This window comes from Pseudomonas sp. SWRI22, assembly GCF_014268395.2.
Classification (GTDB): domain Bacteria; phylum Pseudomonadota; class Gammaproteobacteria; order Pseudomonadales; family Pseudomonadaceae; genus Aquipseudomonas; species Aquipseudomonas paracarnis.
Genome location: NZ_JABWQK020000001.1, coordinates 3,078,153 through 3,093,449 on the forward strand (window position 1 = coordinate 3,078,153; position 15,297 = coordinate 3,093,449).

The window sequence follows — 15,297 nt, forward strand, 5'->3', positions numbered from 1 at the left end:
AAGAACGCAGCAATCGGCTCAAGGGAATTTCCAAGTGATAAAAAAGATCCTGATCGCCAACCGTGGTGAAATTGCCGTACGAATCGTGCGTGCCTGCGCCGAGATGGGCATTCGCTCGGTCGCGGTTTATTCGGACGCCGACCGCCATGCGTTGCACGTCAAGCGTGCCGACGAAGCCCACAGCATCGGTGCCGAGCCGCTCGCCGGTTACTTGAACCCGCGCAAGCTGGTGAACCTGGCGGTGGAAACCGGCTGCGATGCGCTGCACCCCGGCTACGGCTTCCTGTCGGAAAACGCCGAATTGGCAGATATCTGTGCCGAGCGCGGCATCAAGTTCATCGGCCCCTCGGCAGAAGTGATTCGCCGCATGGGCGACAAGACCGAAGCGCGCCGCAGCATGATCAAGGCCGGTGTGCCGGTCACGCCGGGCACCGAAGGCAACGTTGCCGACATCCACGAAGCCCTCACTGAAGGCGACCGTATCGGTTACCCGGTGATGCTCAAGGCCACCTCCGGTGGTGGCGGCCGTGGCATTCGTCGTTGCAACAGTCGCGAAGAACTCGAGCAAGCCTTCCCCCGCGTGATTTCCGAGGCCACCAAGGCCTTCGGCTCGGCGGAAGTGTTCCTGGAAAAATGCATTGTTAACCCCAAGCACATCGAAGCGCAGATCCTCGGTGACAGCTTTGGCAACGTGGTGCACCTGTTCGAGCGTGATTGCTCGATCCAGCGTCGCAACCAGAAGCTGATCGAAATCGCCCCCAGCCCGCAACTGACCCCCGAACAGCGCGCCTACATCGGCGATCTGTCGGTGCGCGCCGCCAAGGCTGTGGGCTACGAGAACGCCGGCACCGTGGAGTTCCTGCTCGCCGAGGGCGAGGTGTACTTCATGGAGATGAACACGCGGGTGCAGGTGGAACACACCATCACCGAAGAAATCACCGGCATCGATATCGTTCGCGAGCAAATCCGCATCGCCTCCGGCCTGCCGTTGTCGGTCAAGCAGGAAGATATCCAGCACCGTGGTTTCGCGTTGCAGTTTCGTATCAACGCTGAAGACCCGAAGAACAACTTCCTCCCAAGCTTCGGCAAGATCACCCGTTACTACGCCCCTGGCGGCCCCGGCGTGCGTACCGACACGGCGATCTACACCGGCTACACCATCCCGCCGTTCTATGACTCCATGTGCCTGAAACTGGTGGTGTGGGCGTTGACCTGGGAAGAAGCCATGGACCGCGGCCTGCGTGCCCTGGACGACATGCGCCTGCAAGGCGTGAAGACCACTGCCGCCTATTACCAGGAAATCCTGCGCAACCCGGAATTCCGTAGCGGCCAGTTCAATACAAGCTTTGTGGAAAGCCACCCTGAGCTGACCAACTACTCGATCAAGCGCAAACCCGAAGAGCTGGCCCTGGCCATCGCCGCCGCCATCGCCGCCCACGCAGGCCTGTGAGGAATATAACAATGAGCAAGAAGATCTTCGTAACCGACACCATCCTGCGCGACGCCCATCAATCGTTGCTGGCCACCCGCATGCGTACCGACGACATGCTGCCGATCTGCGACAAGCTCGACAAAGTCGGCTACTGGTCCCTGGAAGTCTGGGGCGGCGCAACCTTCGACGCCTGTGTGCGCTTCCTCAAGGAAGACCCGTGGGAGCGCCTGCGCCAACTGCGTGCCGCGTTGCCTAACACGCGCCTGCAAATGCTGCTGCGCGGCCAGAACCTGCTGGGCTACCGCCATTACAGCGACGACGTGGTCAAGGCCTTCGTGGCCAAGGCGGCGGTCAACGGTATCGACGTGTTCCGCATTTTCGATGCGATGAACGACGTGCGTAACCTGCGCGTGGCCATTGAAGCGGTCAAGGCCGCTGGCAAACATGCACAAGGCACCATCGCCTACACCACCAGCCCAGTGCATACCGTGGAAGCGTTCGTGGCCCAGGCCAAGCAATTGGAAGCCATGGGCTGCGACTCCATCGCGATCAAGGACATGGCCGGCCTGCTCACGCCCTACGCCACTGGCGAACTGGTCAAGGCACTCAAAGCCGAGCAGAACCTGCCGATCTTTATCCATTCACACGACACCGCCGGCCTGGCCGCGATGTGCCAACTCAAGGCCATCGAAAACGGTGCCGACCACATCGATACGGCCATCTCCAGCTTTGCCTGGGGCACCAGCCATCCGGGCACCGAGTCGATGGTCGCAGCCCTTAAAGGCAGCGAGTTCGACACCGGCCTCGACCTGGAACTGCTGCAAGAGATCGGCCTGTACTTCTACGCCGTGCGCAAGAAGTACCACCAGTTCGAGAGCGAATTCACCGCCGTCGACACCCGTGTGCAAGTCAACCAGGTGCCGGGCGGGATGATCTCCAACCTGGCCAACCAGCTCAAAGAGCAGGGCGCTCTGAACCGCATGAGCGAAGTGCTGGCCGAGATTCCACGAGTGCGTGAAGACCTCGGCTTCCCGCCACTGGTAACGCCGACCTCGCAGATCGTTGGCACCCAGGCGTTCTTCAACGTATTGGCCGGCGAGCGCTACAAAACCATCACCAACGAAGTGAAGCTCTACCTGCAAGGCGGTTACGGCAAGGCGCCGGGCACGGTGAACGAAAAACTGCGCCGCCAGGCCATCGGCAGCGAAGACGTGATCGACGTGCGCCCGGCGGACTTGCTCAAGCCGGAGATGACCAAGCTGCGTGGCGAAATCGGCGCATTGGCCAAGTCCGAAGAAGACGTGCTGACCTACGCCATGTTCCCGGATATCGGGCGCAAGTTCCTCGAAGAACGCGATGCCGGCACCCTGGCCCCTGAAGTGTTGTTGCCGATCCCGGAAGCGGGCGGCGTGGCCCGTGCTGGCGGTGAAGGTGTACCGACCGAATTCGTTATCGACGTGCACGGCGAAAGCTACCGTGTGGATATCACCGGTGTCGGTGTAAAGGCCGAAGGCAAGCGTCACTTCTACCTGTCCATCGACGGCATGCCGGAAGAAGTGGTGTTCGAGCCGCTAAACGAATTTGTCAGCAGCGGCGGCAGCAAGCGCAAGCACGCGACCGAACCGGGCCATGTCAGCACGGCGATGCCGGGCAATATCGTCGATGTGCTGGTCAAGGTCGGCGACGTGGTCAAGGCCGGCCAGGCCGTGTTGATTACCGAAGCCATGAAGATGGAGACCGAAGTGCAGGCAGCGATTGCCGGCAAGGTCGCCGCTGTTCATGTGGCCAAGGGCGACCGGGTGAACCCTGGGGAAATCCTGATCGAGATCGAAGGCTGATTACTCAGCCTTCCAACTACCGCTTAAACCTCGGGGGGGCATGTGCCCCCTTTTTTTTGCTGATTTTTTGACCATCAGGCGGTGATTGCCGGGCTCTCCTTGCGTTTGAATTCGACAAAAATGCCCTTCGGGGTGTAGATCAATTCAGGTTCCAGGGTGGTCAGGTTACTGCTGATGGCGCCGAACCTCCCATCAATGGTGGTTGCTTTGGCGATGGGTAGCTGGCGCTTGAGCAACTCGTCGCTCTCTGGCTGTACGTCAAGGTGCAGGGTGGGGTTCCCCAACGTTAATGTGTTGCCGACGTTCAGCACGGAGTGCTGTTGATCCACGCCGATTTTGAAATTCACGCTCGATCCTGGTTTCAGATTCAGATCATTGGTGATCCTTGTCCGCGCCGTAATCGCGGGGTCGAGCAGCAGGGTGCCGGCTACGTTAAGATTGTCGACGTTACCGCCGGAGTAGCTCGCGCCCGGCTCGATATCCATTGTGCCCTTGATCCCACTACGGTTGATCAACGTCGCGTCGCTGTACACCTTGCCTTGTCGGTTGGCGTGCAGTGCACCGGTCAGCTCCCAGGAGCCTTTGCCGACCCACAGATGCTGCATTCTTGTCGCCCCTTCAAAAGTCCCTCCTTCAGCATCGTCGAGAATCACCTGATTGGTGCCACTGCCCCCATCCACTTCGCCGTTGAAACGGCTGCCTTTCTTGATAATCAACAGATCGTCACCGCCTCCCATGTCGAGGGCTACGCCGTTGCCGCCGGTGATAACGCCCTGATTGGTCACTTCATCGGCTTTATTTCCGTCCAGCTTCACACCCGTGCCTGTTGCACCGGTGATGCCCCCTCGGTTATCCAGCCAGACGGAGGTGAGCCCGGAGCTGACCAAGCCATGAACAGGCGCCTTGATCTGTACATCCGGGCTGTTGACGATTTCAACGGCTGTCATGAGGTGGGGGTTAGCCAGGTTGGCGTCGCTTTGGGTCAGTTTGGCCAAGTGGTCGATATTCATACCGTGACTGCTCGCTGAGCCTGGGGTAGTCATGAGTTTGATGGTATGGGTATTGAGCAAGCCATTGGACGGTTGGCTATGGGCAGTCTTGAGCTCGCCAGACAACGCTGGCGGGTGTGCAGGTGGCTCTGCTGGTGTGGCCGGGGTGACGGCAGCGGCGAGGGACTGGGTGCCATGGGCAAACAGCATGCCCATGGAAGGGATATACGAGAATGGCGAGATCATGGTTTCCGGCCTCTTCGGTGTAGGAGGCCGGAGTGTAGCGAGCACAATCACCGGCTTAATGTCAGGCGTTGTAACCGGCTTGAGCGTGAAGTTTCCTCAGTTGCTGTCTTAAAACCCCATCTTCCATTCGCCTACCAGCCCATGGTTACGGCTGTTACTGCCGACCTCAGCGGTGTACGCGACGCTCAGTGCCTGATGAGCAGAAAGGCCTATGTCCAACCCCGTGCGCAGGGCCAGGCTGTCGCGGTTCAGCGAGACGCCATCGACGGTGAAATCACTCTTTTCTCCGGTCAGGTCAATCAGTCGGGAAGATTGCTTCACGCTGCTTTGCACGTCGCCGTAGAGGTGCTTCCAGTGGGTGCTCAAATGCGGGGACAGGCTCATGTTGTTATCAAAACGATAAAGGCTGCCCAAGCGAAGCCCCAGGGTGCTGCTGAGGTTTTGCTGGGTTTGCGCACCGACATTCAACGCCGCAAAGCCGCCTTTTTCCTTGAAGCCTTCACGATGGTAGCGCTGGTACCCCAAGCCTGCGAACGGCTCGACGCTTAACGTATCCTTGCCCAGCTGGTAGCCCATTTCGCCAAACACGGTTTGGCTTTGGGCCGTGTATTTGCCTTTGAGTTGCTCGCGATAACCCAAGAAGTCGATATCGACACCGCGTTTGTTTTGCCCGTCATGGTTGCTGTAGATGGCACCCAGGCGCAGAGCCAGCGGGCCGTCCTGGCGTACGGCGTATGCGCCCAGATGCCAGCTGTCGAGCGCTGCTTTGAAACGCTTGTGCTCAAACTCGCTTTCGGATTTGCCTCCCACCACACCGGCACGCCAAGCGTGATCGACTGCCCAGTCGGCGCCCAGAACAACGCCCTTGGTGCTTTGCTGCAACCCGACGCTGCCATATTGGCCGTCAAGTTTGCCGTTGTGGCTGAGGCCTTTTACCCAGATGCGGCCATCGGCATCGTCTGCGACGTTTGCTGGCAGGTCGCGCAGGACCGAGAGCAGCGTGTCGCTGACCTGTTGCGTGCTCATTTGGGTGGCTGCGGCAAGGTTGGCGTTCTGGCTGCCCGCGAGTTGTTCGAGGGCCTGAGCGACCTTCCCCGGTGCGAGGTTATTGAGGTATTCGCCGATATTGCCCAGTTCGTACCTGTCCCAGGGGGTGAGTTTGTCTGATTCAAGTAGCGATTTGACCGCCGCGTCCACGGCCAGGGCCAGGCGCTGGCCGTTGCGAGTGTTTGTGTGTTCGGCCAGGTAAAAATCGACGGGGGCGTCTGTCGAAAGGCGATGCAAGACGCCGTCACGATTGATTGACCCGGTGAGTTCTGTGATCCCGGACCGATCGAACACGTGTTCCACGCTTCCCTGCGCTTGGGCAAATTGAATGCTGCTGGCGGCCAGCCCGAAGGACATGACGAGCACGAGTCGCTGTAAGGTGAATGGCATGCAGTCCCAACCTCTTGATTAATGAGGCCGGGAATTTAGGCGAGGTGAGGGGGGGATAACTGTCAGGCCATCGACCCCTGATTTGCGGGAGTTGTCTCTAGTACGGTGCGATTAAAAACTCATCTGCCATTGGCCGGTCAGTGCATGGTTGCGGCTGTTGCCGCCCACTTCGCCTGTATAGCCCAGGCCCAGGCGATGGCGGGCGGATAAGCCCAGGTCCAGGCCCGCTTCCAGCAACAGGCTGTCCCGATCCAGGGCGCTGCCTTGCACATTGAACGCCGTGCCCCCCGCCAGGAAAGCCTGGCCGGTGGTGCTGTCGACATCGCCATAGGTGTGCTTCCAGCCAACGCTGGCGCGGGGTGTGAGGCTGACGCCGTTGTCCAGCTGGCTCAGGTGCGCCAGGCGCAGGCCGAAGGTGCTGCTGAAGTTGTCCTGGGTCTGGCCCTTGACGTGTAACGCAGCGGCGCCGCCTTTTTCTTTATAGCCGTCGCGCTGGTAGCGCTGGTAGCCGAGGTTGGCGAACGGCTCTGCGCTCAAGCGACCTGTGCCAAGGGCGTAGCCCAGTTCAGCAAAAGCCTGCTGGCTGTTGGCGTCATAGTCGCCTTTGGGGCGGTCGTTAAAACCGTTGAAGGCCACCGTGCGTTTACTGTCGCCTTGGTGCCCGCTGTAAGCAGCACCCAGGCGCAAGGCCAGTGGGCCACTCTGGCGCAGGGCATAGACGCCGGCGTGCCAGCTGTCGACGCTGCCGTCCACACCGGCGGTGTCCAGGTCGGTCTTGGAATAACCCCCCAGCACACCCAGGCGCCAGTCGCCGTCCAGCGCCCAATCGGCACCGAGCACTGTGCCCTTGGTGCGTTGGGTCAAACCGTTACTGCCGTGCTCGCCGTCGAGCTTGCCGTAGCTGCCGATACCTTGCAGCCACAGGCGGCCGCGGGCGTTCGGGTCATTGAGGTTGCGCACCTCGGCGGGTACGCCGGTGGCCGCCAGTGCGGGTGTGTCTTTGCCGTCCAGCCCCACCAGCAGTCCCGCACCGCCGCCCACCTGGTGCATGGCGGCGAGCATGCTGTTGCCAACTTGAGCACTGGCATTGAGGGTGGCGCTGGTGAGGCTGGCAGTGCTGCTGCCCGCCAGTTGCTCGATGGCTGCACCGGCTGTGGCGGTGGTGGTATTGAGCAGGGCGTTGTACAGCGGATTGTTCGTGCCCAGGCCCGCCAGGCTGCTGGCGGCGCTGGCACCGTTGGCGGTGCTGGCGAACTGGTTGAAGGCGATGTCGTTACGTGTGTACGTGAGGCCGACCTGAGTGGCGCTGTAATCCAGGGTTGGGGTCAGGAAGGCGTAGTCGCTGGTGACCTTGCCAAACGTGCCGTTGATGCTGCCGGCTTGCAGCACGCTGTAATGGCTTTGCCACGGGTAGGTGCCTTCGCCGGGGTTGACCGCCAGGGTTGCGCCATTAAGGTAAGCGGTGCCGCCGACCTTGATCGGTGCGCTACTGCCGTCGGCGTTGACGCCATAGGCGAGGGTCGAGCCGCTGCCCATGCGCAAGTCACGGCTGATGCTGGCGGTACCCAATGCGGTGTTGGTCTGCAGGGTGCCGTTCATCAGCAGGCTGCCCACCGAGCCGCCGCCGGCATACACACCGCCTGCATCGACCGTCACATTACCGGCAATGCCGCCTTGGTTGACCAGCTTGGCACCGCTGGAAATCTCGCCGCCGTCGCTGAAATCACCCTGGCCGGTCAACGTCCAGATGCCTTGCTTGACCTCCAGCCATTCAAGGTTGCGGCTGTCGCCAAAACTGCCCCCTGCGACGTCGTCCAGGGTCAGTCGGTCGTAACCGCTGCCGCCGTCCACCGTGCCGATAAAGCGGCTGCCATTGCGCAAGATCACGTGGTCGTCACCGCCGCCCAAGTCCAGGGCCAGGCCATTGCTGGCACTGATCGTGCCGCTATTGATGACTGTGTCGGCGTAGTTGCCGACGAACTTCACACCAAAGCCATCCAGGCCCTGAATCGTGCCGTGGTTCTCCAGGGTGGTAGTCGCAAGCCCCGGTCCGTCGCTGCCGTCGTCCACCAGGATGGCATTGTTCGCTCCACTGATCAGCGCGCCCTTGGCGTTGTAGATAGCGCCGCCGCCCAGGGCGATCCCTTCGCTGCCGTTGGCAAAGCCGTTCTTGTCGACACCCCCGGCGCCGACACCCTGGATGACGCCGTAGTTTTCGATATGGGCGATCTTGTCGATGTCCACGCCGTCACCGTCGCCATCCGGTTGCAGCCCGGAGAACGCGCCGGTGATGGTGCCGTGGTTGATCACAGTGCCGTCGCCATCGGAACCAAAGCCCGAGCCGTTGCGGCCGATCACCGTGCCGTAGTTGGTCAGCGTGGCGCCCTCGTCCGTGGTGATGCCATGGCGGCCACCGGAAATCAGGCCGTAATTGGTGACCGTTACGCCGCTGGCGGAGTCGATGTCCACGCCATCGAACTTGTCATCGCGGGAGAAGGTGTTGCCGGTGGAAATCTCGCCGTAGTTAGTGATAGTGGCGTTGGCGCCGGTCTTCATGCCGTCGCTGGCCTCCCCGCGAATCAAGCCACCGGCACGGTTGATGATGGTGGTGGTGACGTTGCTGCTGCGCAGCGCATCCAGGTCCAGCCCTTGGCCGGTGGCCGAGCGAATGGTGCCGCTGTTGTCGATCAGCACGCTGCCGCTGGCAACGTTACTGTTGATGCGCAACGCATCATTGGCGCCTTGGATCACCCCGCCGGCAAGGTTGTAAATACCGTACCTGCGCTCCCCGCTGACACTTCCTGAACTGTCGATACCCCGACCGCCACTGGAGACCAGCTTGCCCGCGTTAGTCACCACCACCCCCGCACCGCGGGTGCCGTCCTTGAGCGTCACCGCCACCCCAGAGGTTGTAATGCTGCCAGGCGCCGACGTGGTCAACGTATCACTGTCCCCCAAGGTTTGCCCCTGGGTAGTAGGCGTGTCGATCTGCAGGGTTTTGGCTGCGGCTGCTTCGATGAAACCACCGCTGGCCAACAGGGTGATGGCGAGCGCGAGGCGTTGAGGAGACGGGGGCATGCTGGGCGACCTTGTTATGGCAAGCGAGTCGACCTGTATAGCGAAGGGGAGTTGCAGGAATGTGTCGAAAAGATGACGACAATGAATATGCAATCTATTGCAGATCCTTGAGCCTATTCAGCCTGAGCGCTGCAATATATTGCACATTCTGCACGTCAACCGCGCCGCACGTAGCCCTTGCCGAAATGCCGCTCCATCCGCGCCTGGATCAATTCGAGCCCCAGGGACATCACCCAATAAATGATCGCCGCCGTCGTGAGCATCTCGATATAGCGGTAGCTTGAGCGGCCATAGGACTGCGCCAGAAACATCACTTCCCACACGCCCATCACGGAGATCAGCGACGAATCCTTGAGCATCGAGATGAACTGGTTAGTGGCCGGCGGGATGATGGTGCGCATGGCCTGGGGCAGGGTCACGTGCCAGAAGATCGCCCTGTCGCGCATGCCCAGGGCCAGCGCAGCCTCGCGTTGACCATGGGGCACGCCGAGGATGCCAGCGCGGAAAATCTCGCTCAGGTAGGCGCCGTAATTCAGTGACAACGCGATGATCCCGGCGACGATGGCGCCTGGCACCAGCCCCAATTGCGGCAGGCCCAGGTAGATCAACAGGATCTGGATCAGTAGCGGCGTGCCGCGAAAGAACGAGGCGTAGAAACTGGCAATGCCGAACGCCACGGCACTTTTGGACAGGCGCCCCAACGCGGTGATAAAGCCCAGCACCGACGACGCGACAATGGCGCACAGGCACAAGAACAGCGTCAGCGCCGCGCCTTGCAGGAAGCCGTTGGGCGCAAGGTGCAGGCCGACCAGGTTGGGCAGCTTGTCGAGGATGATCGAGAACTTCAGGTCAAAGCTAAGGAAGAAACTCGCAAACAGCGCGAACAGCGCCGCCCAGGTCAGGTAAAGCCGTAGGCGAAAACTCATCGGCTTATATCGGCGCCGATCCATTTTTGCGACAGCGCGCTCAAGGTGCCGTCCTGCTTGAGCTGGGCGAAGACCTCACGCACTTTGCTGTCCCACTGCGGGTCGCCTTTCTCGATGGCCACCGAGTTGGGCTCCGAGTACAGCGGCGCACCGGCGAGCTTGAAACGCTCGTCCTGGGTCAGGCGCGGCTGCGCGGTGACCAGGTTGGTGAGGATCGCATCCAGGCGCACGCCAGCGCCCAGGCCCAGATCCTGGAACGCCACGTTGTCGGTGTCGTACGGGGCGATCTGCACCTCCTCGAACGGGTACTGCAACTGCGTGTCTTCGGCGCCTTCGATCACCAGGTTCTTGTTCAGGTAGCTTTCGTAGCTCGAGGCGCTGGTGAGGCCGACTTTTTTGCCGGTCAGGTCCCGGGCGTCGTGGATGCGGTCGTCCTTGGCATTGACCACGATCACGGCGGGCGAAGCGTAGTACTCCACCGGGAAGTCGAACACCTCGGCGCGTGCCTTGCTCGGGGTCATGGAGCAGATGCAGATGTCGTAGCGTCCGCTCCAGCGGCCGGCGGCGATCACGTCCCAGGACGGAGTTTCCAGGCGCAACTTCACGCCCAGTTTTTGCGCCACGGTCTTGGCCACGTCCACGTCGAAACCGTCGAGCTGATTCTGGTCATTGAGAAATGAAAACGGTGGATAGCTTTCCATCAGCACGCCGACCAGCTCTTTCTTCTGCTCGACACGATCCAGCGTGGCACCGCCAAAGGCTTGGGTTGAAGCAGCCAACATCGTCAGGCCCAGGGCCAACAGCGGTCTGAATTTCAAAATCGAACACCTGAATAAAAAAGAGGTTGTTATTAACCGAACGGTACGCATTAAATAGTTATAAGAACGACTCTCATAGTGAGTTATTTTCATAAGCATATGAGTAAAAAGCATATGGGCGCAGTAAGCACAGTAATTCTCGATGGTGGCATGGGCCGTGAACTGCAACGCCGTGGCGCGCCGTTCCGTCAGCCGGAATGGTCGGCACTGGCCTTGAGCGAAGCGCCGCAAGCGGTGGAGGCGGTGCACGCGGCCTACATCGACAGTGGTGCCAATGTGATCACCAGCAACAGTTACGCGGTGGTGCCGTTCCACATTGGCGAAGCGCGGTTTGCCCAAGAAGGGCAGACGCTCGCCGCCCTGGCTGGTGAGTTGGCGCGACGGGCGGTGCAGGCCTCCGGTAAAGCCGTGCAGGTAGCCGGCTCACTGCCACCGCTGTTTGGCTCTTATCGCCCAGATCTGTTCCAGGCCGAGCGCGTCAGTGAGTTGCTCACCCGCTTGGTGAACGGCCTGGCGCCGCATGTCGATCTGTGGCTGGCGGAAACCCAGAGCTCAATCGCTGAAGCGCGTGCGATCCATGCCGGGTTGCCGAAAGATGGCAAGCCGTTCTGGCTGTCGTTTACCTTGAAAGACGAAGACACCGACGAGGTGCCGCGCTTGCGCTCCGGCGAACCGGTGGCGGACGCAGCCGAGGCGGCGGCGCAACTGGGTGTGCAGGTATTGCTGTTCAACTGCAGCCAGCCGGAAGTGATCGGCGCGGCCATTGATGCGGCGCGGGCAACTTTCGAACGATTGGGTGTAGCGATTCAGATCGGCGCCTACGCCAACGCTTTCCCACCGCAACCGAAGGAAGCCACGGCCAACGATGGTCTGGACCCGTTGCGCGACGACCTCGACCCGCCCGGTTACTTGCAATGGGCGGCCGATTGGCAAGCGCGCGGCGCTAGCCATTTGGGTGGGTGCTGCGGCATCGGACCGGAGCATATTGCGGTGCTGGCCCAGAAGTTGGCTGGCTGAGCCTAAGTTCCGAGAGTCGCCACCCTCCAATGTGGGAGCTGGCTTGCCTGCGATGGCATCAACTGGTTTGCCTGATACACCGAGGTGTCTGTATCGCAGGCAAGCCAGCTCCCACACATGTGAGTATTAATCCCGACACTCTGTGAGTGTCTTCAACTGGCCCGAACCACTCTGGTTCGCCTCCGACAACCACGCCTCAAACCCGGCACCGACCTTCGGCCATTCCGAATCCAGGATCGAATACCACGCCGTATCGCGGTTCTGCCCCTTGACCACCATGTGCTGGCGGAACACCCCTTCAAAACTGAACCCCAAGCGCTCGGCTGCGTACTTGGACCGCGCGTTGCCGTTGTTGCACTTCCACTCCAGCCGACGGTAGCCCTGCTCGAACGCATACTTGGCCAGCAGGTACACCGCTTCGGTGCTTTTCGGCGAGCGCTGCATGGGTGCGCCGAAGGTGACGTGGCCGATTTCGATACGGCCTTGCGCCGGGACGATGGACATCAGGCTGAGGATGCCCTGAACCTGGCCCGTCGCACGGTCGATCACGCTGAAAAAGTACGGGTCGCTGTGGGCGGCGTGATTGTTCAACCAGGCGTCGAAGGCACTGCGCTCGGTGAACGGGCCGTAGGGCAAGTAATCCCACAGCTTCGGATCGGCCCCTGGGCCGTCAAGGGCTTGCCACAGTTGATCGGCATGGCGCGCCGGGTCGAGCTTTTCCAGGTGGATAAAACGCCCTTCAAGCAGTTGCGCAGTCGGCGCCGGGACGCCTTTCCAATCAGCGAGGGAATTGATCATGCAGTGCTCCTTAAAGACCTTTGCGAAATTGGATGAAGCCTGGGCGTTCGGCGATGCGCTCATAGAGCTGGATCGCCGTGGCGTTGGTCTCATGGGTCAACCAGTGCACCTTGCAGCAGCCATCGGCCTTGGCGGTGGCGTAGACGAATTCGATCAGCTTGCGACCGACCCCCGTGCCACGTTGGGCTGGGTCAACCAGCAAGTCCTGCAGGTAGCAGGAGTTCTCGATGCTCCAGTTGGAGCGATGGTAGATGAAGTTGACCATGCCCACCGCCTTGCCGTCCTGCCAGGCCAGTGCCGAATGGGTCGGCTCGCTGGGGTCGATCAGGCGTTGCCAGGTGCTTTGGCTGACGGCGTCCGGCAATTCGGTGTTGTAGAACGCCAAGTAGGCCTGCCATAGCGGCAGCCAGGCGGCTTGGTCGGCGGCTGTGACCTGGCGAATGTCGATCAAGCTCATTCTGAAACTCCTTGGGGAATAAAGCGGGCGAGGGTCTGGTCACGTACATCGGCACTGGCGGCCAGGCCGTCACGGACACCGGCTATGTCGGCGGCGCTGCGGTTCTGGCTGAGTTTGCGTTTGCCCACCAGGCGTTCGATCGGCAGGGCAAAGCCGACAATGGCCTTGAGCATGCCGTCGATGTAGTCCGCCGGTGCGTCGCTGACACGCCAGGGTTGGGCGCGGGCGCTTTCATGGCGGTCGGTGAGGGCGGTGACCACCTTGAGCAAGCGCTCGGCGTCGCTGAACACCGCAGGCGTGCCATAGGCGTGCACGGCGATGTAGTTCCAGGTCGGGACCACTTTGCCGTGCTCGGCCTTGGCGGGGTAAAACGCCGGGCTGATATAGGCGTCGGCACCGGCGAAGATCACCAGCGCTTCACCGCCATTTTGCAGCTCGCGCCATTGCGGGTTGGCCTTGGCCAGGTGACCGTACAGCGTGCCGTTGGGCCCTTCATCGGGGTTGAGCAGCAAAGGCAAGTGGCTGGCTTGCAGGCCGTTTTCACCCACGGTTACCAACTGCGCCAGACGGGTGTGCTGGATCAGTTGCTGGATTTCGGGCAAGTCATCGAGAGCAAAGGCTCGGGGTGTGTACATGGAGATTTTCCTTGGCGAATGCCTGCATCCTAGGCAGGCTATTGGTTCGTTGTAAGAGCCATCTCGCGCTATTTTCATAGGTCCAATATGCCGCCTGTTTCGCCACCGCTGTCCTTCAACCCCGCCGGTATCGAGCTGGACCGCCGCCAGGGCCTCACGCGCCAGCTTTATGAGGCCCTGCGCCAGCGGGTATTGGATGGGCGATTGGTCAGCGGCACGCGGTTGCCCGCAACCCGCGATTTGGCGACAGCCTTGTCGATTTCCCGCAACAGCGTGGTGCGCGCCTACGACCAGTTGTATGCCGAAGGGTTTATCGAGAGCCGGGTGGGTGATGGCACCTATGTTGCCCAATTGCCGATGCCCCAAAAACTATCCACAAAAGTATCCACAGGGTTGTCAACAGGCTTATCCCCAGGGTTATCCACAAAATGCGCAAATTTACCTGAGGATTTGGATGACAAAGTTATCCACAGTGCCGGGTTGGCGCGGGTAAAAGACCACCACCTGCCTCAGCCGCCTTCGGGGCCGCCTCGGGCATTTCGCGTGGGCGTACCCGCCTTCGATCTGTTCCCGTTTGAGGTATGGGCCAAGCTGAATGGGGCGTTCTGGCGCAAACCCGACCTGGAACAGCTGTGCTATGGCGACCCGGCAGGTGATGGCCGCCTGCGCGGTTTGATCGCCGCGTACCTGCGCAGCTCGCGTGGCATGCAATGCACGGCTGAACAAATTGTGATCACCAGCGGCGCACAGCAGGCCATCAGCCTTTGTGCACAGTTGCTGGTGGAGCCTGGGGATGGCGTGGCGGTGGAAAACCCTGGCTATCGCGCGGCCGGCCATGCATTCGCTTTGGCCGGGGGGCGACTGCACGGCGTGCCGGTGGACGGTGAGGGCATGGATTGCCAGGTGCTCAGTACCCTCAATGATTGCCGCGTGGCGTATGTCACGCCTTCCCATCAGTATCCGCTGGGCGTGGTGATGAGCCTGGCACGCCGCCTGGAATTGCTGGCCTGGGCCGAGCGTTCAGGCGGCTGGATCGTGGAGGACGATTATGACGGCGAGTACCGCTACAGCGGCGCGCCGCTGTCACCATTGGCCGCGCTGGATCGCAGTGGCCGCGTGCTGTACGTGGGCACCTTCGGCAAGGTGGCGTTCCCGGCGTTGCGCCTGGGTTACCTGGTGTTGCCACCGGGCCTGGTGCAAGCCTTCACCCGGCGCCGCGCGGTGGACGTGCGTCACTCCGAAGTCAGCACCCAGGCGGTGATGGCCGAGTTCATGGCGGCGGGGCATTTCCAGCGCCACATTCGCCGGATGCGCCGTGCTGCGTTGAGCCGACGCAATGCCTTGTTGGCTGGATGGCCAGAGGCATTACCCGGTGTTGGCCCATTGCCCAACGTTGCAGCGGGACTGCACTTGACGGTGCGTGTCGACAGCGTGTCCCGCGAGCAACAATTGCTAAAGCAAGCTCATGCAGTCGGTGTAGAGATCAACGGCTTGAGCACCTATTGGCTGCCAGACTCCAGCACACCGCCGGACCAACGCGCCGGCCTGGTGCTGGGGTTTGCTGCCGTGCCTGAGTCGGGCATTGCGCAGGCGCTGGAGCGTTTGCGTCTGGCTTGGCTGCCATAA

Annotated in this window: 12 protein-coding genes; 4 read left to right on the forward strand and 8 right to left on the reverse strand. The window is 61.3% G+C overall.

Translation table 11 applies throughout. The features are described 5' to 3' along the window. Nucleotides 1–34: 34 nt before the first annotated feature. Together HU730_RS13505 and oadA are read left to right on the forward strand one after the other, a co-directional pair. Nucleotides 35–1,450: an acetyl-CoA carboxylase biotin carboxylase subunit gene (locus tag HU730_RS13505; RefSeq protein WP_003195732.1), complete on the forward strand. Its 1,416-nt coding sequence runs from the start codon at nucleotides 35–37 to the stop codon at nucleotides 1,448–1,450. A gap of 11 nt (nucleotides 1,451–1,461) precedes the next feature. Further along, on the forward strand, nucleotides 1,462–3,270 hold the full coding sequence (gene oadA, locus HU730_RS13510; protein ID WP_034129149.1) for a sodium-extruding oxaloacetate decarboxylase subunit alpha: 1,809 nt from the start codon (nucleotides 1,462–1,464) through the stop codon (nucleotides 3,268–3,270). A gap of 74 nt (nucleotides 3,271–3,344) precedes the next feature. On the opposite strand, the gene HU730_RS13515 is transcribed toward oadA, so the two are convergent. From HU730_RS13515 to HU730_RS13535, 5 genes are all read right to left on the reverse strand, one after another. Continuing rightward, nucleotides 3,345–4,280 carry a hypothetical protein gene (locus HU730_RS13515; RefSeq protein ID WP_127880328.1) on the reverse strand — a complete coding sequence of 312 codons (936 nt, stop codon included), beginning with the start codon at nucleotides 4,278–4,280 and terminating at the stop codon, nucleotides 3,345–3,347. Between the two features lie 333 nt (nucleotides 4,281–4,613). After that, on the reverse strand, nucleotides 4,614–5,909 hold the full coding sequence (locus HU730_RS13520) for an autotransporter outer membrane beta-barrel domain-containing protein (RefSeq protein ID WP_232241578.1): 1,296 nt from the start codon (nucleotides 5,907–5,909) through the stop codon (nucleotides 4,614–4,616). A 144-nt stretch (nucleotides 5,910–6,053) separates the two neighbouring features. Continuing rightward, nucleotides 6,054–9,020: an autotransporter outer membrane beta-barrel domain-containing protein gene (locus HU730_RS13525; protein ID WP_186527036.1), complete on the reverse strand. Its 2,967-nt coding sequence runs from the start codon at nucleotides 9,018–9,020 to the stop codon at nucleotides 6,054–6,056. 155 nt (nucleotides 9,021–9,175) lie between these two features. Further along, the gene (locus tag HU730_RS13530; RefSeq protein WP_014720547.1) at nucleotides 9,176–9,946 is read right to left on the reverse strand and encodes an amino acid ABC transporter permease; all 771 of its coding nucleotides are present in this window, start codon (nucleotides 9,944–9,946) and stop codon (nucleotides 9,176–9,178) included. Continuing rightward, nucleotides 9,943–10,764 (reverse strand): ABC transporter substrate-binding protein, encoded by an 822-nt coding sequence (locus HU730_RS13535; protein ID WP_186527037.1) that lies wholly within the window; start codon nucleotides 10,762–10,764, stop codon nucleotides 9,943–9,945. The genes HU730_RS13530 and HU730_RS13535 overlap by 4 nt, the downstream gene beginning before the upstream one ends. Nucleotides 10,765–10,878: 114 nt before the next feature. Between HU730_RS13535 and HU730_RS13540 the strand changes: the two genes are divergently transcribed. Next, nucleotides 10,879–11,781 (forward strand): homocysteine S-methyltransferase family protein, encoded by a 903-nt coding sequence (locus HU730_RS13540; protein WP_186527038.1) that lies wholly within the window; start codon nucleotides 10,879–10,881, stop codon nucleotides 11,779–11,781. Between the two features lie 126 nt (nucleotides 11,782–11,907). Here the strand turns inward: HU730_RS13540 and HU730_RS13545 are convergent, their stop codons facing one another. Genes HU730_RS13545 through HU730_RS13555 form a run of 3 tightly spaced genes read right to left on the reverse strand, consistent with a single transcriptional unit; the run spans nucleotide 11,908 to nucleotide 13,671 of the window. Continuing rightward, the gene (locus tag HU730_RS13545; RefSeq protein ID WP_034129143.1) at nucleotides 11,908–12,579 is read right to left on the reverse strand and encodes a GNAT family protein; all 672 of its coding nucleotides are present in this window, start codon (nucleotides 12,577–12,579) and stop codon (nucleotides 11,908–11,910) included. Between the two features lie 10 nt (nucleotides 12,580–12,589). Then, nucleotides 12,590–13,036, reverse strand: coding sequence for a GNAT family N-acetyltransferase (locus tag HU730_RS13550; RefSeq protein WP_054916939.1), 447 nt, complete (start codon nucleotides 13,034–13,036; stop codon nucleotides 12,590–12,592). Beyond that, on the reverse strand, nucleotides 13,033–13,671 hold the full coding sequence (locus tag HU730_RS13555; RefSeq protein WP_072445660.1) for an FMN-binding negative transcriptional regulator: 639 nt from the start codon (nucleotides 13,669–13,671) through the stop codon (nucleotides 13,033–13,035). Before HU730_RS13555 ends, HU730_RS13550 begins: the two co-directional genes overlap by 4 nt. Nucleotides 13,672–13,758: 87 nt before the next feature. Here HU730_RS13555 and HU730_RS13560 point away from each other — a divergent pair, with 87 nt between their 5' ends. Continuing rightward, nucleotides 13,759–15,297, forward strand: coding sequence for a PLP-dependent aminotransferase family protein (locus tag HU730_RS13560; RefSeq protein ID WP_186527039.1), 1,539 nt, complete (start codon nucleotides 13,759–13,761; stop codon nucleotides 15,295–15,297).